The sequence below is a fragment of the Victivallis sp. genome, assembly GCF_048170485.1.
In the GTDB taxonomy this organism is placed as follows: Bacteria; Verrucomicrobiota; Lentisphaeria; order Victivallales; family Victivallaceae; genus Victivallis.
In genome coordinates, this window is the sequence record NZ_DBEXAY010000194.1 from 1 (window position 1) to 22,812 (window position 22,812).

Sequence of the window (22,812 nt, forward strand, 5' to 3'; positions counted from 1 at the left end):
TTCTCATATTGTGAGATTGCATTCTCAATATTTTAATATATCTTATCCGGGAGATAAATACAAGAGGTGGCGGCAGTGAAAAACGGCGAAAAGAGTTTGAGCAAGGTGTTTGACGTCATTGAGGCGGCGGGGCGGCATCCGGAGGGGGTGGCGGCGAAAACGCTGGCGACGGAGCTGGGCATGCCGGAGAGCACGCTGTTTCGGATGGCGAAGTTTCTGGTGGAACGGGGATATCTGCGCCGTTCCGCCGGCAGGCTGACGCTGGGGGCGGCGGCGCTCCGGCTGGGCGCGCTGGCACAGCGGCAGAATCCTCTGGCGCGGGTGGCGCATCCGGCGCTCGCCGCCCTTTCGGAACGGACCGGCGAGACGGTTCACCTTGCCGAGCTTCAGGGGGATCATATCGTCTATGTGGACAAGGTGGAAGGCAGCCGTTCCGTGCGGATGGCTTCGCTGGTCGGCAGTGCCGGGCCGCTCTACTGCACCGGCGTGGGGAAGGTGATTCTCGCCTTTCTGCCGGAACCGAAGCTGGTGCGGTTGCTGGAGACGATCCGTTTCGAGCCGTTCACTCCGGCGACGATCACCGCGGCGGAGGCGCTGCGGCGGGAGCTGGAGAAGATCCGGCGGGCGGGGTATGCCGTCGACGACTGCGAACATGAGCGCGGGGTCTTCTGCGTGGCCGCGCCGGTGTTCCATGCCGCAGACGAGGTGCGCGCCGGGATCAGCGTCTCCGGTTCGGAACTCTATCTGCGCGACCATGTGGACGAACTGGCGCGCGAGGTGGTCGCCGCCGCTTGTGCCATCTCCGCCGGACTGGGCGGAAGCGTCTGTTGAGACCGGAAAACAGCGGATTTCTGTTGCATTTTTGCGAAAGTGTTGTTACATTAATAGAACAGGATAACTCCGCATTCTGCGGCACCTCGTGAAGGAGAGTTTGCATATGAATCTCGAACACATCATCGAAGCTCAATCCGGATTGATCGACGCCCTGGGGAAGTTCGCCGCCGGCGAACTGGAACCTGCGGCATTCAAACCGTTCGGCGCGCCGTTCGGCGTCTATCAGCAGCGCAACGGCGCATTCATGAACCGCATCCGCCTGGTCGGCGGTGAAATTCCGCTGGAAAAACTGAGATTTCTCCGCGATCTGGTTCAGGAAAGCGGCGCGAAGTTCGCGCACATCTCCACCCGTCAGAACATCCAGCTCCACGATGTCTCGCCGCTCAATTCGATCGAAGTGATCCGGCGCTGCACGGCCAACGGACTGCCGTTCCGCGGCGGTGGCGGCGACACCTTCCGCAACATCGCCATCACGGCGATGGGCGGCATCGCCGCTGACGGCTCCTTCGATCTTGCGCCCTACGCCCGTTTCCTCACGGAGGCGGTGTTCGACTGGGATATCGCTTTCCATCTGCCGCGCAAGATCAAAATCGGTTTTGCCACCCGGGAGGATGCCGCGCTCGCGCTCCGGCAGGATCTCGGATTTGTCGCCGCGACCGATGAGGCCGGCCGGCGGGGATTCGCCGTCTACGGCGGCGGCGGTTTCGGTCGGGAATCCACCACCGGAGTTCCGCTTTTCGACTTCCTGCCCGCCGAAAAAATCGTGCCCGCCGCCCGTGCGATGGTCGAACTCTTCAGCGAGCACGGCGACCGCACCAACCGGAACCGCGCCCGGATTCGCTTCATTGTCAAGCGTCTCGGCGAGGCGGAGTTCATCCGGCTCTACCATGAATATTACGACAAGATCGATGCCGGGGCGTATCCGGTGCCGCCGGAGTTCCCGGCCGACTGGGCGTATGGGAAGACGGTGAAGCGGTTCGAGGCGGACAACTCTCTGGACGCCGATCCGGAATTCGCCGCCTGGCGCAGGATCGCGGTTGCTCCGACCCGGTTCGGGGCCGATGTCGTCGCGGTCACGCTCTTTGTGCCGCGCGGCGTGCTTTCTCCGGAGGAGTTCGCCGCGATGACCGGCGTGATTGAAACGTTTGAAGTTCCGGCGGTCCGGCTTACTTTCGAGCAGAACGTCATTCTGCCGGCCCTGCACAGTTCCGCACTGCCGCACCTCTACCGGGCGTTGCGCAAACTGCCGTTCGATCTCTGCTTTTCCACCTTCGCCGGTCAGCTCGACTGCTGCATCGGCGCCACGGTCTGCAAGATCGGCGTTCTCGATACGCCGAAGTACGGCGCGCTCGTCGCAGAAGCGCTCGACCGCTATTTTGCGGAACATCCGGAAAAGAAGCCGGTTCTGGCGACGAAACTTATTGAGATGCTGCACTTCTCCGGCTGCCCCAACTCCTGCACCGCGCACGAGGTGTCCCGGTTCGGGTTCCAGGGGTGCCGCAAAAATCTCGACGGCGTGCTGACCGACTGCTTCCAGCTCTGGCGCAATCCGGAGTTCCCCGCTTCCGCCATCGGCGGCGCGGCGGATGAGGTGATTCCCGCGGCGAAGATCGGCGAGCGGGTCATCCAGCTGCTCGAAGAGGAGCATCTGCTCGACTGAGAACGGCAGGGAATACGGCGGCGGCGGCAACGCCGCCTTTTCTGTTTTCAGTGATAGATCACCAGGGCTGCCGCATAGTCACAGCCCGGCGCGAGCGTCGCGCCATGCGGCAGGTGGGCGTCAAGATAGAGGGTGTCGCCCTTCTTCATCCGGCGGCGGTTGTCGCTGCTGCCGATGGCGTAGTCGACTTCGCCCTCCAGGACGACGAAGAACTCCTGGCTGTCGTGCTGAAGGAGTTCCCGCTGTTTGTCGCTCGGGCGGTATTCGATCAGGAAAGGATCCATTCTGCGGTCGGTTTTTTCGAAGGCGAGGGCGAAGTAGCGGATGCCGTACTCTCCGGCCTGGTTGCGGTCGATGAACTCCCCGTCGTCGAGGCGGCCGAACACATATTCCGGACAGGCGTTCTCCCGGCGGAACAGCTCGATCATTTCGACGCCGAGCGCCGCGGCGATCAGGTTGAGCGCGCGAAGGGAGGCCCCGGTGCGGAAATTTTCCAGCCGGGAGATGTATCCTTTGCTCAGCCCGGTGCGGGCGGCCAGCTGGTCGATGGTGAGCTTCTGCTGATGCCGGAGCTGTTTCACCTTGTTTGCGACGTTGACCAGATCCATCCTGTTTCCTCCGGAATGCTTTTTGTTTACAATACAGTTTCCCCGCGGGAAATCAAGGGGAGGGGCGGGAAAAAGTCGCCGATTCCCGGGGAATGCCGGTCCCGCTTGATTTTCCTGCGACAGTATGGTATATTAACAGATTTTCGTCAGCGGCGGCGGGCGCGGAGTGGAACGCTCCGCCGCACGGTTGCGCAACGGGCAGAATCCGGCGGGAAAGCGAGGGAAAGGCGATGCCGATTACGGATATTTTGGAGAAAAATGCAAAACTGTACGGGAACGATGTCGCTCTCGTTGAACTCAACCCGCAGGAGCTGGAAAAACGGCACGTCACCTGGCGCGAGTACTCTCTTATCGAACCGAGCCGGAACGACTCCTTCCGCACCGAACTTACCTGGGAGGAGTTCGACCGCAAGGCGAACCGCATGGCCAATCTGCTGCTGACCCGGCACATCCACCGGGGGAGCAAGGTGGCGATCCTGCTGATGAACTGTCTCGAATGGCTGCCGATCTACTTCGGCATCCTCAAATGCGGCGCCACCGCCGTGCCGTTGAATTTCCGCTATACCGCCGACGAAATCCGCTACTGTCTCGATCTCGCCGACGTCGATGTTCTGGTCTTCGGGCTGGAGTTCGTCGGGCGCATCGAGGACATCTGCGACCGGATTCCCCGGGTGAAGACTCTGCTCTATGTCGGCGAGGAGTGCCCCTCCTTCGCGGAACCCTACTACAATCTGGCCTCCTACTGTTCGAGCAAATCTCCGGCGATCCCTCTCACCGATGACGACGACGCGGCGATCTACTTCTCTTCGGGGACGACCGGGTTCCCGAAGGCGATTCTCCACACCCACCGCAGTCTGATGCACGCCTGCCGGGTGGAACAGAACCACCACCGGCAGACCCGCGAGGACACCTTTCTCTGCATCCCGCCGCTCTACCACACCGGTGCGAAGATGCACTGGTTCGGCAGTCTGCTGGTCGGCGGGCGCGCGGTCCTGCTGCGCGGCACCCGGCCGGAATGGATCTTAAGCGCCGTCTCCGAGGAGCACTGCACGGTCGTCTGGCTGCTGGTGCCCTGGGCACAGGATATTCTCGACGCGATCGAGCGCGGCGACATCAAGCTGGAGGAGTTCCATCTCGATCAGTGGCGGTTGATGCACATCGGCGCCCAGCCGGTGCCGCCGAGTCTCATCAAGCGGTGGAAAACGATCTTCCCGCATCACGACTACGATACCAACTACGGACTGAGCGAATCCATCGGCCCCGGAGCCGTCCATCTCGGAATCGAAAACATCGATCATGTCGGCGCCATCGGCGTGGCCGGTTACGGCTGGCAGACGAAGATCGTCGATGAAAACCATCGCCCGGTTCCGCGCGGCACTGTCGGCGAACTGGCGGTCAAGGGCGACGGGGTGATGAAGTGTTACTACAAGGATGAAAAAGCCACCCGCGAAGTGCTCGAAGACGGCTGGCTCTTCACCGGCGACATGGCGCAGGAGTCCGAGGATGGATTCATCTATCTGGTGGACCGCAAGAAGGATGTGATCATCACGGGAGGAGAGAATCTCTATCCGGTGCAGATCGAGGACTTCCTCCGGCGCCACCCGGCGGTCAAGGATGTGGCGGTGATCGGGCTGCCGGATCCCCGGCTCGGCGAAATCGCCGCCGCGATCGTCGAGATCAAGGAGGGGGCAACGCTCACGGAGGAGGAACTCGCCTCCTTCTGTCTCGATCTGCCGCGTTATCAGCGTCCCCGGAAGATCTTCTTCGCTCCGGTACCCCGCAATCCCACCGGCAAGATCGAAAAGCCGCGACTGCGCAAAATGTACGGCGCGGACCATCTGGTCGCCATGCAGAACGAGATTTCCGGCTGAGTCGGCTTCTCCGGTTCTGATGAAGAAAATCGGTGGAAATCGTTTTGCAATTGCCGCGAAAAAGTGGTATATTTTCTAAAAGCGATTTTCATTCAAACCGGAGTGATTCATGACGCTCAAAAAACTGCTGTATCCACCGGTCGAGATGTGTGCGGACATCGACCGGATGGCGGCGGAAATCCAGCGGGATTTCTGCGGGGGAGACCCGGACTCGTTCGCATTGATCGGCCTTTACAAACAGGGGGTTCCGCTGGCGGAACGGATCTGCGACGTGATCGAGCACCGCACCGGCCGGCGTCCGCGGCTCGGCAAGCTGGACATCTCCATGTACCGCGACGACGTCGGCTTGCGCAGCGGTCTGCCGCTGATCCGCGAGACGGTGATCCCGTTCGACGTCACCGGCACCCGGATTATCCTGGTGGACGACGTGCTCTCCACCGGCCGGACCATCCGCGCCGCACTCGATGCGATCACCGACTACGGCCGGCCCGAACTGATTCGGCTGGCCGTGCTGGTCGACCGCGGCAATCCGGAGTATCCGATCCGGGCGGACTATGTCGGCCGTCAAATCCTGCTCCCCGATGAGCACAAGGTCTCCGTTCTCTTCGACGAGGATGGAGATGAGGCCGGAATCTACGAAGTCAACTGGAAACAGGCATAAACGAAAGCAAGCGGCAAATGGAGTGGACCAGAAAAGACCTGCTCAGTCTCTATGACCTGAGCGCCGAGGAGATCACCTTCATCCTCGACACCGCCGAAGAGTTCAAGAAGGTTTCGCAGCGCAAGGTCAAGAAGGTGCCCGCGCTGCGCGGCATGACCGTCGTGAACTTCTTCGTCGAACCGAGCACCCGCACCCGGGTCTCGTTTGAACTCGCCGAACAGCGGCTCAGCGCCGACATCGTCAACATGCAGGCCGCCGTGAGCAGTCTCCGCAAGGGTGAGACGCTGCTCGATACGGTGCGCAACATCGAAGCGCTTCAGGTGGATCTGGTGGTGATGCGCCACTCCGCCCCCGGTGCGCAGGATTTCATCGCCAAGCATCTCAAATGCGGCGTGGTCAACGCCGGAGACGGCGCCCACAGTCATCCGACCCAGGCGCTGCTCGACATCTTCACCATCCGGGAGAAGAAGGGGCGGATCAAGGGGTTGAACGTCGCCATCGTCGGCGACATTCTCCACAGCCGGGTCGCCCGCAGCAACATGTGGGGGTTGCTTAAACTCGGTGCCAACGTCACCTTCGCCGGACCTTCGACGCTGGTGCCGCGTGAATTCGAAGAGGTCGGCGTGCGGGTCTGCCACAATCTGCGCGATGCACTCGCCGATGCTGATGTGGTCAATCTCCTGCGCATTCAGCATGAGCGGCAGACGGCGGGATTCTTCCCGAGCACCGGGGAGTACGCGAAGTTCTTCGGAATCAATCGGGAGACTCTCAAGTTGATGAAGCCGGATGCGCTGATTATGCATCCCGGGCCGATCAACCGCGATGTTGAACTCACCAGCGAAGTGGCCGACGGGCCGAATTCGGTGATTCTCGAACAGGTAACCAACGGGCTCGCCGTGCGCATGGCGGTGCTCTTTCTCGTATCGGGGTGCGTGAAAAAATGAAAAACTACATCTTCCGCAACGCCCGGGTCATCGACCCGGTCCGCAATATCGACGCCTCCGGAGACATCGGCGTCGCCGACGGCCGTTTCGTCGAACCCGCCTCCCTCCGCAATGCGGAGCAGATCGATCTCGCCGGCAAGGTGCTCGCCCCCGGATTCATCGATCTGCACGTCCACCTGCGTCAGCCCGGGAACAATATGGCGGAAACCATCCCCACCGGCACCGCCGCCGCCCCCCCCCCAGGATTCACCACGCTGGTCGCCATGCCGAACACCAATCCGCCCGCGGATACCGCCGGCGCGATCGAATATCTCCGTCAGACCGCCGCGCAGAAAGGGGTGGTGCGTGTCCTCCCCTGCGGCTGTATGACGAAGAACTACGCCGGCGAAGAGATGGCCGGCATCGGTTCGCTGAAGGCGGCGGGCGTGGTGGCTCTGAGCGACGACGGCCGCTGCATCCAGAACCATGCGCTGATGCGTCATGTGGTGGAGTACGCAAAATCGTTCAATCTGCCGATTCTCGACCATTGCGAGGATAAATGCCTTGCCGCGGGCGGTGTCATGCACGAAGGCAAATGGTCGGTTCTGCTCGGCATGATGGGGATCTCCGGCGCGGCCGAGGAGCTGATGGTCGCGCGCAACATCATTCTGGCGCGCAACGTCGGCTGGAAGATCCACATGCAGCATGTCAGCGTCAAGGAGAGCGTCGAACTGTTGCGGAACGCCCGCGCCAAGGGCATTCCGGTCACCGGCGAAGCGACGCCGCACCATTTGACGCTGACCGACGAGTGCATCAAGAAGTACGATACCAACTACAAAATGAATCCGCCGCTGCGTTCCGAAGAGGACCGGCTGGCGCTGATCGAAGGGGTGGCCGACGGCACGATCACCGCGATCGCCACCGACCACGCGCCGCACACGATGACCGCCAAGATGGTGGAGTTCGACGAGGCGCCGTTCGGTATCATCGGTCTGGAGACCGCGTTGCCGCTCACCTACGGTGAACTGGTGGCCAAGGGGGTGATCTCCCTGCCGGAGCTGGTGAAGAAGTTCACCGCGGGCCCGGCGGAGATCCTCGGCATGGAGAACTACAGCCTGGCGGAGGGGAATCCCGCCGACCTGGTCGTATTCGACCCGGAGGAGCACTACACGATCGACAAGGAGAAGTTCAAGTCGAATTCGCGCAACACTCCGTTTGACGGCTGGGAGGTCCAGTGCCGCGTCAAGCTGACCATGGTCGGCGGAAAGATCGTCTATCACGAATGATGCGGACTCTTGCGGAAATCCTCCCCGGAATCATCGAATTCCGCCACGCCCTGCACCGGATACCGGAGATGGCGGGGGCGGAGTTCGAGACCGCGCGCGCCATCCGGGAACGGCTGGCCGGGCTGGATCTGGAGGTGCTGCCGCCGTTTCTCGGCACCGATGTGGTGGCGATTCTGCACGGGCGCGGGCCCGGGCGGAACGTCACACTCCGGGCGGATATCGATGCTCTGCGGGTCCATGAGGAAACCGGCGCCGCCTACGCCTCCCGTCACGACGGCAGGATGCACGCCTGCGGCCACGACGGCCACGCGGCGATGGTGATGGGGGCGGCGGAGCTGCTCGCCTCGCGGCGCGACAGTTTTGACGGCAGTGTCCGTTTCGTCTGGCAGCCGGGGGAGGAGAATCGGGCGATGGGGCGCGATCTCATCGAGGCCGGTGCGCTGGAGAATCCGCGCGCCGATCTGGTGACCGCGCTTCACGGCATGCCCGGACTGCCGGTCGGTGTGCTGGCGTTGCGGAATGGAGCGATGATGGCGTCGTGCGCTCACTTCAAGGTGACGATCCGGGGCAGGGGAGGGCACAGCAGCCGTCCCCATCAGGCGATCGACCCGGTGGTGGCGGCGGCGGCAATTGTCGTCGAACTGCAGAGCGTGGTCTCCCGGCGGATCGATCCGCAGCAGGCCGCGGTGCTCAGCGTCTGCCGGATTGCCGGCGGCGAACTGGCCAACGTGATTCCCGATGAGGTGGTGCTCGAGGGCACGGCGCGCGCGCTCGACATGAAGGTCGCCGCGGCGCTGGAGACGGGGGTGCGCGAGGTGGTCGAAGCGGTTTCGCGGGCGCACCGGACACGTTGTGAAATCGACTACCGGCTCGCCTACCCGGTGACGCTCAATGCTCCGGAGCCGACGGCGCTCGCCCGCCGGGTCATCCGGGAGACGGTCGACGATGAGCGGTTCGTCGAACTTGCCGCCTCATCGATGGAGGCGGAGGATTTTGCCTATTATCTGCAGCGATATCCCGGCGTTTACGTGAAGCTGGGCACGGGGGAGAACTGCCCGGCGCTGCACAATTCGAAGTTCGATTTCCCCGATGCCGCGCTGGCGGCGGGAATCGAATACCTGGTCAACTTTACATCAGCCGGATTAATGACAGAGTGAACTACTATTTTCATGTCCCTTTCTGCCGGAGCAAGTGCGGTTACTGCGCTTTCTATTCCGAACCCCACCCGACCCCCCGCATGATCGGCCGCTACCTCGATCGAATTGAATCCGATCTGGAAGAGTACGAGCCGGTGGGGCCCTGCGAAACCATCAACTTCGGGGGGGGCACGCCGACACTGCTTTCCACCGCACAGCTGGAGCGGTTGTTCCGGGCGATTGAGAAGCGGTTGAAACCGGAGAAGACGACTGAAATTTCGATCGAGGCGAACCCGGAGACGCTCGACCGGGAGAAGGTGCAGCTGATCCGCAGTTTTGCCAACCGGATCAGCCTCGGTGTGCAGTCGTTCCGGCCGAAGTTCCGCGATACGCTCGGGCGCGACTGCTGTCAGAAGGCGCTCCGGCAGGCGATTGAACTCATTGCGGAGGCGAAGTTTCCGCATTGGAACTGCGACCTCATCTACGCGATTCCGGGGCAGAAGGGGGCCGATTTCCGGCACGATCTGGAAGAGGCGTTCGCCACCGGTGCGGACCATGTTTCCTGCTACAATCTGACTCCGGAGGAGGGGGCCCGGCTCAGCGACCGGCTCATTCCGGATGAAGAGGATTCCGTGAAGATGTGGAAGAAGGCGGGCGAGCTTGCCGAAGCGGCCGGATTTCACCGCTACGAGATCAGCAACTACGCGAAGAAAAACGGCGAGTGCCGGCACAACGTCAATGTCTGGCGCGGCGGCCTGCTGAAGGGGTTCGGACCCGCTGCCGCCAGTTTCGACGGCAAAAAACGTTCGATCCAGCCGGAGTCGATCCGCAGCTGGCTGCGCCGGTCGGTGCCGGAATTCGATGAGATTCCGCTGGGGGATCGCCTCAACGAGATCTTCATCATCAATCTGCGGACCACGAACGGCTGGACGCCGAAGCTCTGGAAGAGCGTTCCGGAAGCCGACTCCTGGCACCGCCGGGTGGAGGCGGCGCGGAAGGCCGCTTCGAAGACCTCCGACTCCTTCTTCGAAATCTCATCGCATCGCATCCGGCTGACCGAGGAGGGGATGCTCTTCTGGAACTCGGTTGCGGAGAGTATCATATGAGTCTGGAATCCACCCCCTATGAGCCGTCGCGCCGCTATCTTCTGGAGATCGCCTACGACGGCACCAATTACAGCGGCTGGCAGATTCAGCCGCACTGTGTCGCCGTGCAGCAGCGGGTGCAGGAGGTGCTTTCCAAATTGTACGCCGGGCTGCCGATTCACCTGATCGGCAGCAGCCGCACCGATGCCGGAGTGCATGCGCAGCGGTTCGCCGCCTCCTATCTCACGCCGGTCCGGCCGGAAATTCCGCCGGAAAAGGTGATGCGGGCGGCCAACCGGCTGCTGCCGCCGGACATCAAACTGCGGAGCATCCGGGAGATGCCTCTGGAGTTTCACGCCCGCTACGACGCGCTGGGAAAAGCCTACACCTACGTGCTCAATCTCGGGGAGCCTTCCCCCTTCACCGACCGGTACACCTGGCGGCCGATTCACCGGATTGATGTGGAGAAACTCCGCGCCGCCACGCCGATGCTCACCGGGACGCACGACTACTCCAGTTTCGTGGTGGAGCGGAGCATGATCGAGGAGGCGGTGCGGACCATCTACCGGATTGAGGTGCAGGAGTTCGGGCAGTTCTGCTGCGTGACCTTCGTCGGCAACGGTTTTCTCTACAAGATGATCCGCTGTCTGATGGGGACGCTTGAGGCGGCGGGCGCCGGAAAACTCACGCCTGCGGATGTCCGCCGGATTCTGGAAGCGTGCGACCGCTCCGTTGCGCCGGAAACCGCTCCGCCGCAGGGGCTGTTTCTGATGAAGGTCTTCTATTCGCCGGAGGAGCGGGACTCCTTCCGGCTGGAATCTCTGCCGTTCTGTTGAGTACGGTTGGAAAGATGCAGGAGGCAATCGTGCCGGAAAAAACAACTCATCTTACGTTGAACCGGTATTGTGGATATGATTTCCGCTTCTGCATTTTTCCCTGGAGCCATACCAGCGAGGATGATCCGGCCATGCTCTATTACCGGAATTTCTGGAAGATCATCTACATCGTTTCCGGCAGTTGCCGCAAGTTTATCGACGGTGAAAGTTACGAGATCCGGCCGAATATGCTTCTGCTGGTTCATCCGGAGGAGCGGACTCGATTCGAGGTTCCTCCGGGGGAGACGCTGGAACTGTATAATGTCATTTTTGCGCCGGAGCTGATCGAATTCGGGCGGCCTCTGTTGGAATCGCATACGGAATTTATGAATTTTTTCAAGCCGGTCAAGCCGGTTCTCAACCGGGCTCAACGCAGGCGGCTCTACATGCAGGAGGCGGAGCCGGTGATGGGGAATCTGATTCGTTCCATGTTCCGGGAATTTGAGCAGGTCAAGCCCGATTACCGGAGCATCATACGGCTTCAGTTGGTGGAGCTTCTCTGCCGGATGGCTCGGCGAAGTGAGAGGGCGATGCGTCGAAACCACGGTGAGATGATGGCAAAACAGGTTGCCGATTATATCAGCGAGCACTATCGGGAACTGCAGAATGCCGATGAACTTGCCGGAGTGTTTGGAGTCAGCCGGCAGTACCTGCATCGGATTTTTTCCCGGTTCTATGGCTGCTCCGTCAATCGTGCTCTCTGCCGGCATCGACTGATGGTAGCCTGCCGCTTCCTGCAGGAGACCCCGTCGCGGAGCATTTCGGAAATCTGCTACGCCGTCGGGTTCAATGATCTCTCGTATTTCTACCGGAAATTCCGTGAGGAGTTCGGCTGTGTGCCGGGAGAGCTGAGGCGAAACTTTTCTCTGACAGCTTTTGGAAAAATGCAGTGAGTATTGCTGCTGCGTCGGCCCTTATCAGTTCCGGCGGGCGGCGAGGAAGTTGTGCAGCGCTTCCAGCCCGCTGAGGAAGCTGTTCCGCCGCTCTTCGGAGAGGGTGTTCAGAAAGTCCGCCGTGACATGGTCGAAGTTCTTTTCCCCCTCCAGAAAGCGTTTGCGGCAGTTCTCTGCGAGGCGGATCGCCACCGCGCGGCGGTCCTGCGGGTTGTGGTCGCGGCAGAGCACGTCCTTGCGGACCAGCGCATCGACCATCTCCGAGGCGGCGGCCGGAGTGATATTGAGCGATTCCGCGAGGACCTTGAGGGTGACGCCTTCCGGAAACTCCCGGTTGAGGACATAGACGATCTTGATCATCCGCAGCTGGTTGAAGGTGAGATTGAGAAAGGTCTGATCGATCAACCCGGCATTGATGTTCCGCATCCAGTCCGTCACTTCGAACAAAGTCCGCCACACTCTGGTCGTATCTTCACGTTTCATATACAGTTTCCCCGCAGAAAAGTTAGGTTTTCAATAACTTAATGCAACCCTGAACATTTTGCAAACGCGGAGCGGTCCTTTTTGCACGCTTTTCTGAAATTGTGGAAATCTCCTCCGGTGAAGTTTGCATTTTGAGCTCCGGCGGCCTATAGTTTAAAGATGCAGAAAAATGTATGTGATGCGGGAGGATTCATGCGCAGTCTGGTGGTGAAGGGCGGAGCCGATATTCGCGGCTCCGTGACGGTTTCCGGCAACAAAAACGCGGCTCTGCCGATGATCGCGGCACTGCTGCTCACGGACGAGGAGGTGGTGCTGCGCAACGTGCCGGACATTCTCGACGTGCGCACCATGCTCGATATCGCCGGAGAACTCGGGGCGGAGTTTTCCTTCGAAAACCATATTCTGCGGTTCCGCTGTTCGAAAATCCGGACCACCTGTGTGCCGAAAGAGATGTGTGCGCGGAATCGCACCAGCATCCTCTTTGCCGCTCCTCTGCTCGCCCGTTGCGGCCGGGCCGAACTCTATCCGCCCGGGGGGGATGTGATCGGGCGGCGCCGGCTCGACGGCCATTTTTACGGGCTGATCAAGCTGGGCGCGGAGATGTCCGGCATCGACACCTACTGCTTCGACGCGCCTTCCGGACTGGCCGGGCGCGAACTCTTCCTCGACGAGGCGAGTGTGACCGCGACCGAGCAGATTTTGATCGCCGCCGCCACCGCGAAGGGGAGAACCACCCTTTACAACGCCGCCTGTGAACCGCATGTGCTCGACCTGGCGAAACTGCTCAATGCCATGGGGGCGAAGATTTCCGGCGCCGGCAGCAACACCGTGGAGATCGACGGGGTGGAGCGTCTGCACGGCACCGAATACACCGTCGTCGGGGACCACATCGAGGCCGGCAGTTTTCTCGCGCTCGCCGCCGCGGCGGGAGGAGAGATCACCGTGCACGGAACGGTGCCGCGCCACTACTGGATGCTCCGCCGCGTCTTCGAACGGCTCGGCATTACGATGGAACTCCATGCTGACCGGATTTTTCTGCCGGGCGGGCAGGAGCCGCATGTTGAATGCGATTTCGGGGGGCACATTCCGCAGATTTCCGACGGCCCCTGGCCGCAGTATCCGTCGGATATGATGAGCTGTACGATCGTCGCCGCGACGCAGAGCCGCGGAACGGTGATGTTTTTCGAGAAGATGTTCGAAAGCCGCATCTATTTCGCCGACCGGCTGATCAGCATGGGGGCGAATGCGATCGTCTGCGATCCGCACCGGGTGGTGATTACCGGGAAGGCGCAGCTGCACGCGGTGACCATGTCCAGCCCCGATATCCGGGCCGGGATGGCGATGGTGATCGCCGCGCTCTGCGCCCGCGGCGAGAGCACGATCCATTCGGCGGAGGTGATCTACCGCGGCTATGAAAATCTCGTGGAGAAGCTCACCGGGCTCGGCGCCGATATCACCGAACACATCAGTTGCTGATCCTCTTCGGGAAAGTATCGGAAAACTCTCTTTCCGGGGATTGCCGAAGCGGGAAAAACGTGCTATTTTATATGACGGGATAATGCGGCCACCGACGGAAATGAGTTACTTTGCACGACTGAAAAAATTCTTCTGGTTTTTTGCCAAACTCGCCATAGCGGGGGGAATTGTCGCCTACCTGATTCTGCGCAATCCGACGGAGATTCTCGACGGGTTCCGGAATTTCCAGTACGCATATCTGTTGCCGGCGCTGGCGGTGTATCTGTTTCACATGCTCGTCTGCACCTGGCGCTGGCATCGGCTCACCCGGATTCTTCAGGTGAAACTGAGCGGCTTTGAGGCGCTTTCCTTGACCATGCAGGGGTATTTCTTCTCGCTGGTGATCCCCGGCGGCGCGATCGGCGGCGACGTGGTGAAGATGGGGGTGCTGACGAAGCGTTCACGGGCGGGGGAGAGAATGGAGGGTGCTTTCACCATCCTCATGGACCGCATCGTCGGCATGATTGCGCTCTTCGTGCTGGCTCTGATTCTGCTGGGGCCGGCGGTGCCGCTGCTCATGCGGATCGACGTGCCCGGGCTGAATCTCACCGATGGAATGCGCGAGCTGCTGATTCTCGGACTTGCCGCGCTCTGCCTGGCCGGACTCGGAGCCAGTTGTGTGATCTTCTTCCACCGGCTGCTGGAGCGTCTGCCGCTGTTCGGGCGTCTGATGCACTGGGGAGACCGGATTTCCGGTGGCATGGTGACCCGGCTCACCCGGGCGACCGACACCTACCGCCACGCCTGGAAGGAGCTGTCTCTGCTGACGGTGCTCAGCGTCTTCTTCATTCATCTGATGACCTCGATGACCTTTTTCATTCTGTTGATCGGTCTCGGCATTGAAGTGCCGCTTTTTACGCTGATTGTGGCGACGACGATCGGCAACATCGTCGGGCTGATTCCGCTCTTCCCCTCCGGAATCGGCGGGCGCGACGTGGCGACGATCACCATTCTCGCCGCGGGGGGCGTCGCGGTGGGGGATGCGAAGACGGGGCAGCTTATTTACACGGCGATCGTACTGTTCTTCAACCTGGTCGGCGGCTTCTTCTTCCTCTTTGATCCGGGCCGCCGGGAGACCGAACAGCTGCTGGAACAGGAATTGGAAAGCGAATCATGAGAGATCTGCAACTTGAAATCAACTTTGCGAAACACGGCAACCGGTTTCGCGACGCGCTGAACCGGGGCGAATTCGTCCTGCTGATTGAAAACGCCTCGCCGGGGCGGGACAACGATCCGGCGGCGAGCGCCGAGCGGCTGGCCGCGCTGGAATCCGCCGTTCTCGGCATCGAGGGGGTCAACGCCGCACTGGCGATCACCGACCGCTATCATAACCTCGACGTCTGGCGGGCGGCGGAATACGCCAGCGCGCTCTCTCCGGAGAATCGCGATCGTCATGTGATCTACCTCTCCGGGCGCGATACGACGCCGGAGGAGGTGCACAATCTCGCGACCATCGCCGCCAACGCGGGCAACTGCAACATCGTGCCGGTCACCGGCAGCGCGGTTCCGGGCGATACGGTGCGCGACTGCCGGCGCCGCACTTTTACCGAGAGCGTCGAAATTCTCCGGATGCTCGGCAACGGGACCGGCGATGTCGGATTTTTCACCGGGGCGACGGTGAATCCGTTTCAGTACACGCCTTACACGCTGATGGGGCAATACTTCAAGCTGGTCAAGAAGATCAACTCCGGCGCGTCGTTCATCGTGACGCAGGCGGGGTGGGATATGTTGAAACTGCAGTCGCTGCGCTGGTACTTCATCGGGCGGAGCCTCTTCTACCCGATGATTGCGCGGCTGGTGCTGCTCACTCCGGACAAGGTGGAGCGCATTCTGGCCGGGGAGTATCCGGGGATCAACATCTCGAGCGACTTCCGGAAGATTCTGGAAAAGGAGCTTCACTATTCGGTCAATCAGTTTGAAGCGGCTCAGCTTCGCCGTCTGGAGCTGCAGGCCGCCGGCTGTCGACTGCTCGGATACAGCGGCATCCAGCTGGCGGGGGCGGAGCTGCCCGGGCGGGCGAAGATTGCAGCCGAACGAATCGCCGGAGCGTTGCGGGAATTCACCAGCTTCGAGCAGTGGATCGAGGAGTACAACTCCTACCTGGCTCAGACGGAGATGGCGCCGTACGACAGCAGTTTTTATCTGTACGACTGCATGTTGCGCCGGCCTTATCCGGAGAAGGGAATGCCGGAACCGCACGATATCGGAGAGCCGAAAATTTCCGGCGGGGAGAAGTTCGGATTCCTGTTGCGCCGTTTCCTGTTCGCCCACGCGGACCGGCAGCGTGCGGCAAACGGGCGGCTGCTCAAGAAACTCCTTGCCGGCTGCCGGACCTGTGCCCGCTGCCGGCTGCCGCTGACGCAGTTTGTCTGCACGGAGAATTGTCCCAAACGGTTGTCGAACGGTCCCTGCGGCGGCGTGCGTCCGCGCGGGGAGTGCGAGCTCGGCGGCGGTGAGTGCGTCCACAGCCGGATTGTCCGGATGGCGCACTGGAGTGGAACTCTTCAGAAACTTGAAGACATCTTCCCCGGGTCGGGGAGAGAAGGAATCTAGAATAACAAGTGAGGTAAATCATGGCTCAATTGCTGCCGTTCCACGGTCTGCTGCCGTCGGTCGAGCGGGCCGCCGCCGTCGCCGCGGTTCCCTACGATGTGGTCAATTCCCGCGAAGCCGCCGAGCTGGCGAAGGGGAATCCCTGGTCCTTTCTGCACGTGTCGCGCCCGGAAATCGATCTGGAGCCGGGAATCGATCTGCATGACGAGCGGGTGTATGCGCAGGCGGCCGCGGCGTTTCAGCGTCTCTGCCGCGAGGTTCCGCTGACGCTCGACAAGGGGGAGCATCTCTACGTCTACCGTCTGGTGATGAACGGGCGGGCGCAGACCGGCGTGCTCGGCGCGGCTTCCGCCGAGGAGTACCGTTCCGGCGTCATCAAGAAGCATGAAAAGACCCGGCAGGACAAGGAGGATGACCGGACCCGCCACGTGATGGAGCTGCGTTCCCACACCGGCCCGGCGTTTTTCACCTACCGGGATCAGAAGGAGATCGACGCGCTGATCGACGAGGAGACCGCCCGGGAGCCGCTCTTCGACTTCACCGCTCCGGACGGCGTGCGTCATACGCTCTGGCGGCTGGATGAGGAGGTCAGCCGGAAGCTGTCGAAGCTCTTTGCCGACCTCGTGCCGGTCTTTTACATCGCCGACGGCCACCATCGCAGTGCGGCCGCGGCGCGGACTGCCGCGGAGTGTGCCCCGAAGAACCCGAATCACACCGGGAAAGAGGATTACAACTACTTCCTGACGGTTGCGTTTCCGGCGACCCAGCTGCGGATTCTGCCCTACAACCGGGTGGTGCGTTCGCTGAACGGGAACAGCCCGGCCGGATTCCTGACATTGGTGGGGGAGAAGTTTCAGATTACTCCCGCCGAGGACGGGGAAGTGGAGCACTCCGGGGAGTTCAAGTTCTACATGGCGCACGAGTGGTATCTGGCCCGGCCGAAATTCGACATCGCTTCGCTCGGCGTCATCGAGCGTCTGGATGTCAGCATTCTGCAGGACAACATTCTGGCGCCGATTCTCGGCATTGAAGACCCGCGCACGAGCCGTGAAATCGACTTCATTGGCGGCATCCGCGGGATCGGCGAATTGGAGAAGCTGGTGAATTCTGGCCGGTATGCGATTGCGTTTTCGATGTATCCGACCACGGTGGAGCAGTTGATGGCGATTGCCGACGCCGGCGCGATCATGCCGCCCAAGTCGACCTGGTTTGAGCCGAAGCTCCGTGACGGTCTGGTCTGTCACAACTTCTGAGCCGACGAAAAAAATCCGCCGCACCCGGTGTTACGCTGGATGCGGCGTTTTTTTTTTTGTTTTGCGGATGCGTTCAGAGCTCCACGCACATTCCGTCGAAGGCGACTCCGATGCCGCGGGGCAGGAAGAAGGCTTCCAGATCGGAGTGGAGCGCTTTCCCGTTGTGGGAGAAATGATTGACGAACACCCTGGATTCCGGGGTAAGACAGCCGAGTTCTGCAAGCCGGTCACGGAAGGCGAGCACGGTGTTGACCCCCATGTGGTTGTCCCGCAGGTCGGGGGAGCCGAAGGCGCAGGTGCAATCGATCGAGACCAGATCGAGCCGGACTCCTTTCAGACACTCCCATTCCGATTCCGCGAGGTAGCCGGTGTCGTTCGCCAGCAGGAAATTCCTGCCGCCGCGGCGGATGACATAGATCATGCCGTTCTGGCCGGGGCAGTGGTTGGCGCGCAGCGGCAGAAGTTCGATGTCCCCGTCCTGGAGCCAACGGCCGGGAGCGACGGCGACGGGGCGCAGACGGAGATCCCGCAGATCGTAGATGGCGTTGCAGTGGGTGGCCGCGAAGGCGATGATGGTGCAGAAGATGCTGGGGGCGCCGATGACGGTCAATTCATGGGAGACCTGACTGAACCAGGGAGCGCGGCGCCAGGTGAATTCCGCCGGCGCCAGATGGTCTTCATGCGGATGGGTGAAGATGACCCGGGCGAGTTTTGTGAGGTCGATCTTGTAATCGGCAACCTGCCGGAAGGCGTCCGGCCCGAAATCCACCATGGTGTCGGAATCGATAAGATAACTGCACCGGCAGCGGAAATCCTTTCCGCCCAGCTCTTTCGCCTGTTGGCATATGGGGCATTCGCACCAGAGGGCGGGAATGCCCTCCGCCGCCGCTGTCCCGAGAAACGTAATTTTCATGGTGGATTCTTCTCCTTGCGTAACTAGATGGTGGTTTACAATACACCGGGGAGAGAGAAAAAGCAATAAGCGGGGCGGAATTTTTGCTCTGCACGGTTTCAGGCACGGGGGCGACAGGAGCGCAGGATCAGGTCGTGCAGCTTCTCCTCATATTCCGGCGTGTAGGGATTTTCCGCCTCTTTGCGGACATAGCGGGCGAAGTTCAGAAAGAGGCCGTCGTAACGCCGGTGAGGTGGAAAGGTGAGGGCGGTGCTGCCGTCGGAAAAGGGGTGTGAATTCTCCAGCGTGACGCGGGCGAAGGTGTCGTCGTATCCATCGCCCCGCGGAACCTCGATCGGGCGGATTTCAAAGGTACCGTTGGTGCCGTTGATGACGATGGAGCGGCGGTTGACGCCGTTGACCTCCGAGGCGCATGTTTTGACGAAGGAGACGCCGTGGGCGTAGCGATAGGCGCAGAAGCCGAAGTCGACGCAGTCGACGCCGCGGCTGAGCGTGCGGGCATTGAGCGGAATGACCTCCTCCGGGAAGCCGCAGAAATGGACGATCATGTCGATCATGTGACAGCCGAGATAGTACATCATGCCGCCGCGGAAGCGCGGCAGTGTCCGGTGATATCCGGCGTCGTTGCAGCCGCTCATCTGCGCTTCCACGCTGAAGATTTCGCCCAGTTTCCCCGCTTTTTTCAGTTCCAGCGCGTGGAGAACGGCGGGATTGTGGCGGAACATGTATCCCAGGGAGAGCACCAGTTTTTTTTCGGCGGCGAGGCGGCACATTTTCCGGAACTGCGCCTGATCTTCACTGCCCGGCTTATCCATGTAGGTGGGGAATCCCGCCTCCAGAGAACGGATCGCATTGGCGACCAGCTGATGCTCGTCGGTCTCGATTACGAAGGCGTCGGGGCGGCGGCGGAGTGCCTCCTCCCAGGTGAGAAACGGAAGTCCGGCGAAGGCGCTGTTTTCGGCGGCGCGGCAACGGAACTCCGGATTCTCTTCGACGATACCCTCCAGCTGAAATGTTTCCGGCAGACCGCGCAGGGCGATTGCCGCGTGGGCGGAGTGCACCATGGGGGCGGTGCCGACCTGGATGACGCGAAGTTTCTTCATCTGTGTTTCCCTGGATGATTTTGTGCTGTGCGGTAATATACTGTCGCGCCGCGGGGGTGTAAACTGCAATAATCCGGGATTGTATGAAACAAATCAACGGGGGGAAACGGAGGAAGCGATCCGTTCCTCCGGGGAGGAGACGGGAGAGGGGAACGCGTGTGCAACAGGAGACGCCGTGATGGAACATTTCCGCGGAAAAACGCGGCAGGATTCCCGGGCCACGCCGGTCGTCCTGCCGCTTCCCGCAGTTCAGTTGCCGGCCGGAACGCCGCCGGTCCGATAGCGGTAGAGCTGTTGGCCGAGTTCGGTTGCGGCTTCGACCAGTTCCGGTTCGGGGCGGTCGGTGACGTCGACGAATCCGCAATAGAAGTTTTCGCCGTCCTGATAGCGGCCGACGGCGCTCTGGTTCAGCCACTGAAAATAGGTGACGCCGATGACGTACGGGTTGGAGAGCGCGCTTTCCACATAGCGGGAGTAGGCGTGTTTCCGGTCCGCCCGCGAGCCGCAGGACTGGATGCCGCCGGCCGGGATGCCGCCATCCATCAGGCCGAAGTGGTATTCGGTGACGAGGACCGGCTTATCCAGCGGCTTCGGCAGGGAGAGATCCGCGACCGAATGGCGGTACAGATTCAGCGAGATGACGTCCAGATAAGGCGCGGCGAGGCGCATGACCCGGACCGGATAGTCGTGCATTCTGGAGCCGAGATAGAGCTTGTGCGGCGCGCACTCTTTCAAAACTTCGCGATTGACCTTGAAGTAGGTGCGGATGATCTCGTCGTTGAAGGCCGCAAGGTCGCGTTTGCCTCGTCCGGTTGCGGGCAGAGCCGTCCGGTTGAGGAAGTCGTTCCAGCTCTTCAAATCGCTCCCCCACGCCTGATTGAAGGTGTTCAGGTCGTTGTGATAGCGTTTTTGGAGCTGTTCCAGAAAGACCTTTTTCGCACACTGCGAAGCGGGAGAGCGGACGACATCTTCGGCAAACCGGGTCGTCGTCCCCCATTTGACCTCGTTGTCGATGCAGTAGCCGATGCAGTAGGGATCGTTGAGTGTGAAGCCATACCGCCCGGTGAGTTCCGCCTTCAGGTCACGCGCATAGCCCGGATCGAAGACGTCGAAGAAGACCCCTTTGCCGTTGTTGAGTTTGACCCGTTTCCCGGCTGGATTGTGGATGTAGGGGATTTTCGCGTCGCGGGTCAGCGGCAGATAGCTGTTGACGCCGATGAGATTGATCCCCCAGGCGGGCAGCCGCAGCGCGGTGGTCCGGATGAACCCCTGCGGGTACTCCTTGCCGTATTTGGCGATCAGATTGCGCAGATTGTAGTTGAAGGAGGTCAGTTTCCCGCCGGTTTTCGCATACCAGGCGGCCCCGCTGCGTTCCGTCAGCCAGCAGGGGGCGTAGAGCGGATCATCTTTGGGGGGAAGTGTTTCGAACCAGTGTTCGCGACGGGTGATGGGGGTGGTGTCCACCCAGCGGATTCCCTGAATGCCGTGCCCCCAGAAGAGTTTCCCTGTCGGATCGACCAGATACCATTTGCCCTGATATTTCAGCGGGTAAAAGTGGCCGGTGGCGGGGAAATCGGGGCCGTTTGCCCAGCCGCCGTAGATGGTGCGTTCCGGATTCGGTTTTCTGTTCTGGAGAATCTGCATTTCCCGCCGGGCACTTTCGCGCAGTTCCTGATCGGAATGGATCAGGTTGCGATGTTTCGCATGCTTGTACTGCCCGAAGGTGTCGATGCAGGGGAAGAATTTCGCCGGGTCGGACAGTTCCGGATTCAGAGGCGGAACCGGATTTTCCAGCCGGAGATCCGACAGCTCGAAGCGGTGTTCGACCCCCGGCCAGCCGACCGAATTGACGAAGATGCGGATTTCGTCGATCCGGTCCTGATGGCTGCGCTGGCTTTCGGCGGCTCCCGGATAGCCGTCGGGCGATTTGTAGATCCCCGTACGCAGCATCGGGTCTTTGAGCGTGCCGCCGCAGTCCCGGTAGAAGGGGACCCGGCACGGAAAACTCTCTCCCTTGCGAAGCGCGACGCCGCCTTTGCTGCGGTAACGCCATTTCCCGTTCGTTCCGAGACAGATGAGTTCCACCTGAAGTTCTCCGGAGAAGCTGTCGCCCAGGTTGCGGACGTCGAAGGCGACGGCGGAGTATCCTTTCGTGGAGAAGCCGCTGCCGTCGGGATTTTTCAGCAGAATTCCCGACCACTTCGGACTGCCGGCGGGAACCTCGAGACGGAGTTTCCCATCCTTGATTTCATAGTGGCTTTTCCCCATTTTCCGGATGCCGGTTTGCATATCGGCGAAGTGGAACAGCGGCTTTGAGGCTTCCTCCGCCGCACCGAGCATGGTGCAGAAAGCGAGCAGAAGAAGGGAAACGGAAGGTAATGTTTTCATCGCAGATCTTTCCATATTCAGTCGTTGTAGAGATAAAGCGTTTTCCCCCATCCGGTCGTGTATTTCGGATTCACGGGGAGGGCATCCCACACTCCCGTGCGGGTGGGATTTGCCGCTTTCAGGGCGGAGACATGACCATCCACCCAGAGCATGTTGCAATTCATGTTGTGATAGGGGTAATAGACGCCGTTGGTCGTGCTTGTCCGGGAGACGTCAAGGGTGTGTTTCATATAGTTGGTGCCTTCCACTCCGTTGATGGAGTCAGCGGCGTAGATCCGGCGGGAGGGACGTCGTATTTCCGTGAGTTTGATCCGCCGGTTGATGCTCCAGTTGTAGACGAACGTCGCCCGGTTGACGCCGTAGACGTTCCCGGTTTTCCACCAGGAGAGCGAGTGATCGTCGCCGTAGTTCACCTTGCCCAGAGCCGCCGCTTCCGGGCAGTAGAAGACTTTGTTCATCTTCAGATACCCGTGGTCCCAGAGGACCATGTGCCAGCGGTCGGTGTCATAGCTCCCCTGACCGGGAATATCCGCCTGACAGGGCAGAGCCATGTAATCGCTGAAATCGCTGCCGTAGGAGAAGAAGGCCAGACCGATGTTCTTGAGGTTGCTCGAGCAGGAGGCGCTCTTCGCCCTTGCCCGCGCCTTGTTCAGTGCCGGCATCAGCATCGAGGCGAGAATGGTGATGATAGCGATAACGATGAGAAGTTCGATCAACGTAAATGGGGAAATCCGTTTCCCCGCGCCGGATGGCGACGGCCGTATGCCGTGCA

General features: G+C 61.0%; 20 protein-coding genes. 14 read left to right on the forward strand and 6 right to left on the reverse strand.

Annotation, left to right across the window (positions count from 1 at the left end):
* Nucleotides 1–66 precede the first annotated feature (66 nt).
* Nucleotides 67–831, forward strand: coding sequence for an IclR family transcriptional regulator (locus tag ACMLHG_RS10160; protein ID WP_417170411.1), 765 nt, complete (start codon nucleotides 67–69; stop codon nucleotides 829–831).
* 106 nt (nucleotides 832–937) lie between these two features.
* Nucleotides 938–2,494 carry a hypothetical protein gene (locus ACMLHG_RS10165; protein ID WP_417170412.1) on the forward strand — a complete coding sequence of 519 codons (1,557 nt, stop codon included), beginning with the start codon at nucleotides 938–940 and terminating at the stop codon, nucleotides 2,492–2,494.
* 47 nt (nucleotides 2,495–2,541) lie between these two features.
* Here ACMLHG_RS10165 and ACMLHG_RS10170 read toward each other — a convergent pair whose 3' ends face one another.
* Entirely contained in the window at nucleotides 2,542–3,102 is a 561-nt protein-coding gene (locus tag ACMLHG_RS10170; protein ID WP_295811682.1) for a helix-turn-helix domain-containing protein, read from the reverse strand.
* A 230-nt stretch (nucleotides 3,103–3,332) separates the two neighbouring features.
* Between ACMLHG_RS10170 and ACMLHG_RS10175 the strand changes: the two genes are divergently transcribed.
* From ACMLHG_RS10175 to ACMLHG_RS10210, 8 genes are all read left to right on the forward strand, one after another.
* Nucleotides 3,333–4,973 carry a class I adenylate-forming enzyme family protein gene (locus tag ACMLHG_RS10175; protein ID WP_417170413.1) on the forward strand — a complete coding sequence of 547 codons (1,641 nt, stop codon included), beginning with the start codon at nucleotides 3,333–3,335 and terminating at the stop codon, nucleotides 4,971–4,973.
* Nucleotides 4,974–5,082: 109 nt separating this feature from the next.
* A complete protein-coding gene (gene pyrR / locus ACMLHG_RS10180; RefSeq protein WP_294436006.1) occupies nucleotides 5,083–5,634 on the forward strand; it encodes a bifunctional pyr operon transcriptional regulator/uracil phosphoribosyltransferase PyrR in 552 nt (183 codons plus the stop codon).
* A 17-nt stretch (nucleotides 5,635–5,651) separates the two neighbouring features.
* Nucleotides 5,652–6,578: an aspartate carbamoyltransferase catalytic subunit gene (locus tag ACMLHG_RS10185; RefSeq protein ID WP_294436005.1), complete on the forward strand. Its 927-nt coding sequence runs from the start codon at nucleotides 5,652–5,654 to the stop codon at nucleotides 6,576–6,578.
* Complete coding sequence (locus tag ACMLHG_RS10190; RefSeq protein ID WP_417170414.1) at nucleotides 6,575–7,843, forward strand: dihydroorotase; 1,269 nt, start codon at nucleotides 6,575–6,577, stop codon at nucleotides 7,841–7,843. Before ACMLHG_RS10185 ends, ACMLHG_RS10190 begins: the two co-directional genes overlap by 4 nt.
* Complete coding sequence (locus tag ACMLHG_RS10195; protein ID WP_417170415.1) at nucleotides 7,840–9,000, forward strand: M20 metallopeptidase family protein; 1,161 nt, start codon at nucleotides 7,840–7,842, stop codon at nucleotides 8,998–9,000. Before ACMLHG_RS10190 ends, ACMLHG_RS10195 begins: the two co-directional genes overlap by 4 nt.
* Nucleotides 8,997–10,085: a radical SAM family heme chaperone HemW gene (hemW, locus tag ACMLHG_RS10200; RefSeq protein WP_417170416.1), complete on the forward strand. Its 1,089-nt coding sequence runs from the start codon at nucleotides 8,997–8,999 to the stop codon at nucleotides 10,083–10,085. Before ACMLHG_RS10195 ends, hemW begins: the two co-directional genes overlap by 4 nt.
* A complete protein-coding gene (truA, locus tag ACMLHG_RS10205; protein ID WP_417170417.1) occupies nucleotides 10,082–10,900 on the forward strand; it encodes a tRNA pseudouridine(38-40) synthase TruA in 819 nt (272 codons plus the stop codon). Before hemW ends, truA begins: the two co-directional genes overlap by 4 nt.
* A 29-nt stretch (nucleotides 10,901–10,929) precedes the next feature.
* Entirely contained in the window at nucleotides 10,930–11,832 is a 903-nt protein-coding gene (locus ACMLHG_RS10210; protein ID WP_417170418.1) for an AraC family transcriptional regulator, read from the forward strand.
* A gap of 24 nt (nucleotides 11,833–11,856) precedes the next feature.
* Here the strand turns inward: ACMLHG_RS10210 and ACMLHG_RS10215 are convergent, their stop codons facing one another.
* Complete coding sequence (locus tag ACMLHG_RS10215; RefSeq protein WP_417170419.1) at nucleotides 11,857–12,315, reverse strand: MarR family winged helix-turn-helix transcriptional regulator; 459 nt, start codon at nucleotides 12,313–12,315, stop codon at nucleotides 11,857–11,859.
* Nucleotides 12,316–12,507: 192 nt separating this feature from the next.
* Between ACMLHG_RS10215 and murA the strand changes: the two genes are divergently transcribed.
* From murA to ACMLHG_RS10235, 4 genes are all read left to right on the forward strand, one after another.
* Nucleotides 12,508–13,791: a UDP-N-acetylglucosamine 1-carboxyvinyltransferase gene (murA, locus tag ACMLHG_RS10220; protein ID WP_294435744.1), complete on the forward strand. Its 1,284-nt coding sequence runs from the start codon at nucleotides 12,508–12,510 to the stop codon at nucleotides 13,789–13,791.
* 100 nt (nucleotides 13,792–13,891) lie between these two features.
* Nucleotides 13,892–14,947, forward strand: coding sequence for a lysylphosphatidylglycerol synthase transmembrane domain-containing protein (locus tag ACMLHG_RS10225; protein WP_417170420.1), 1,056 nt, complete (start codon nucleotides 13,892–13,894; stop codon nucleotides 14,945–14,947).
* Nucleotides 14,944–16,383, forward strand: a complete 1,440-nt coding sequence (locus ACMLHG_RS10230) for a methylenetetrahydrofolate reductase C-terminal domain-containing protein (RefSeq protein ID WP_294435740.1) — start codon at nucleotides 14,944–14,946, stop codon at nucleotides 16,381–16,383. The genes ACMLHG_RS10225 and ACMLHG_RS10230 overlap by 4 nt, the downstream gene beginning before the upstream one ends.
* A 20-nt stretch (nucleotides 16,384–16,403) precedes the next feature.
* Nucleotides 16,404–17,636 (forward strand): DUF1015 domain-containing protein, encoded by a 1,233-nt coding sequence (locus tag ACMLHG_RS10235; protein ID WP_295809191.1) that lies wholly within the window; start codon nucleotides 16,404–16,406, stop codon nucleotides 17,634–17,636.
* A gap of 73 nt (nucleotides 17,637–17,709) precedes the next feature.
* On the opposite strand, the gene ACMLHG_RS10240 is transcribed toward ACMLHG_RS10235, so the two are convergent.
* From ACMLHG_RS10240 to ACMLHG_RS10255, 4 genes are all read right to left on the reverse strand, one after another.
* A complete protein-coding gene (locus tag ACMLHG_RS10240) occupies nucleotides 17,710–18,549 on the reverse strand; it encodes an MBL fold metallo-hydrolase (protein ID WP_294435737.1) in 840 nt (279 codons plus the stop codon).
* A gap of 98 nt (nucleotides 18,550–18,647) precedes the next feature.
* A complete protein-coding gene (locus ACMLHG_RS10245; protein ID WP_417170421.1) occupies nucleotides 18,648–19,652 on the reverse strand; it encodes a Gfo/Idh/MocA family protein in 1,005 nt (334 codons plus the stop codon).
* A 249-nt stretch (nucleotides 19,653–19,901) separates the two neighbouring features.
* On the reverse strand, nucleotides 19,902–22,040 hold the full coding sequence (locus ACMLHG_RS10250) for a hypothetical protein (protein ID WP_417170422.1): 2,139 nt from the start codon (nucleotides 22,038–22,040) through the stop codon (nucleotides 19,902–19,904).
* Nucleotides 22,041–22,057: 17 nt separating this feature from the next.
* Nucleotides 22,058–22,812: type II secretion system protein (locus ACMLHG_RS10255; RefSeq protein WP_417170423.1), on the reverse strand; the 755-nt coding region annotated here is incomplete at its 5' end.

Coding starts and splice junctions, on each gene's coding strand:
- ACMLHG_RS10165 (WP_417170412.1), top strand. CDS start 938: ATGAATCTCGAACACATCATCGAAGCTCAATCCGGATTGATCGACGCC.
- ACMLHG_RS10170 (WP_295811682.1), bottom strand. CDS start 3,102: ATGGATCTGGTCAACGTCGCAAACAAGGTGAAACAGCTCCGGCATCAG.
- ACMLHG_RS10175 (WP_417170413.1), top strand. CDS start 3,333: ATGCCGATTACGGATATTTTGGAGAAAAATGCAAAACTGTACGGGAAC.
- pyrR (WP_294436006.1), top strand. CDS start 5,083: ATGACGCTCAAAAAACTGCTGTATCCACCGGTCGAGATGTGTGCGGAC.
- ACMLHG_RS10185 (WP_294436005.1), top strand. CDS start 5,652: ATGGAGTGGACCAGAAAAGACCTGCTCAGTCTCTATGACCTGAGCGCC.
- ACMLHG_RS10190 (WP_417170414.1), top strand. CDS start 6,575: ATGAAAAACTACATCTTCCGCAACGCCCGGGTCATCGACCCGGTCCGC.
- ACMLHG_RS10195 (WP_417170415.1), top strand. CDS start 7,840: ATGATGCGGACTCTTGCGGAAATCCTCCCCGGAATCATCGAATTCCGC.
- truA (WP_417170417.1), top strand. CDS start 10,082: ATGAGTCTGGAATCCACCCCCTATGAGCCGTCGCGCCGCTATCTTCTG.
- ACMLHG_RS10215 (WP_417170419.1), bottom strand. CDS start 12,315: ATGAAACGTGAAGATACGACCAGAGTGTGGCGGACTTTGTTCGAAGTG.
- murA (WP_294435744.1), top strand. CDS start 12,508: ATGCGCAGTCTGGTGGTGAAGGGCGGAGCCGATATTCGCGGCTCCGTG.
- ACMLHG_RS10225 (WP_417170420.1), top strand. CDS start 13,892: ATGAGTTACTTTGCACGACTGAAAAAATTCTTCTGGTTTTTTGCCAAA.
- ACMLHG_RS10230 (WP_294435740.1), top strand. CDS start 14,944: ATGAGAGATCTGCAACTTGAAATCAACTTTGCGAAACACGGCAACCGG.
- ACMLHG_RS10235 (WP_295809191.1), top strand. CDS start 16,404: ATGGCTCAATTGCTGCCGTTCCACGGTCTGCTGCCGTCGGTCGAGCGG.
- ACMLHG_RS10240 (WP_294435737.1), bottom strand. CDS start 18,549: ATGAAAATTACGTTTCTCGGGACAGCGGCGGCGGAGGGCATTCCCGCC.
- ACMLHG_RS10245 (WP_417170421.1), bottom strand. CDS start 19,652: ATGAAGAAACTTCGCGTCATCCAGGTCGGCACCGCCCCCATGGTGCAC.
- ACMLHG_RS10250 (WP_417170422.1), bottom strand. CDS start 22,040: ATGAAAACATTACCTTCCGTTTCCCTTCTTCTGCTCGCTTTCTGCACC.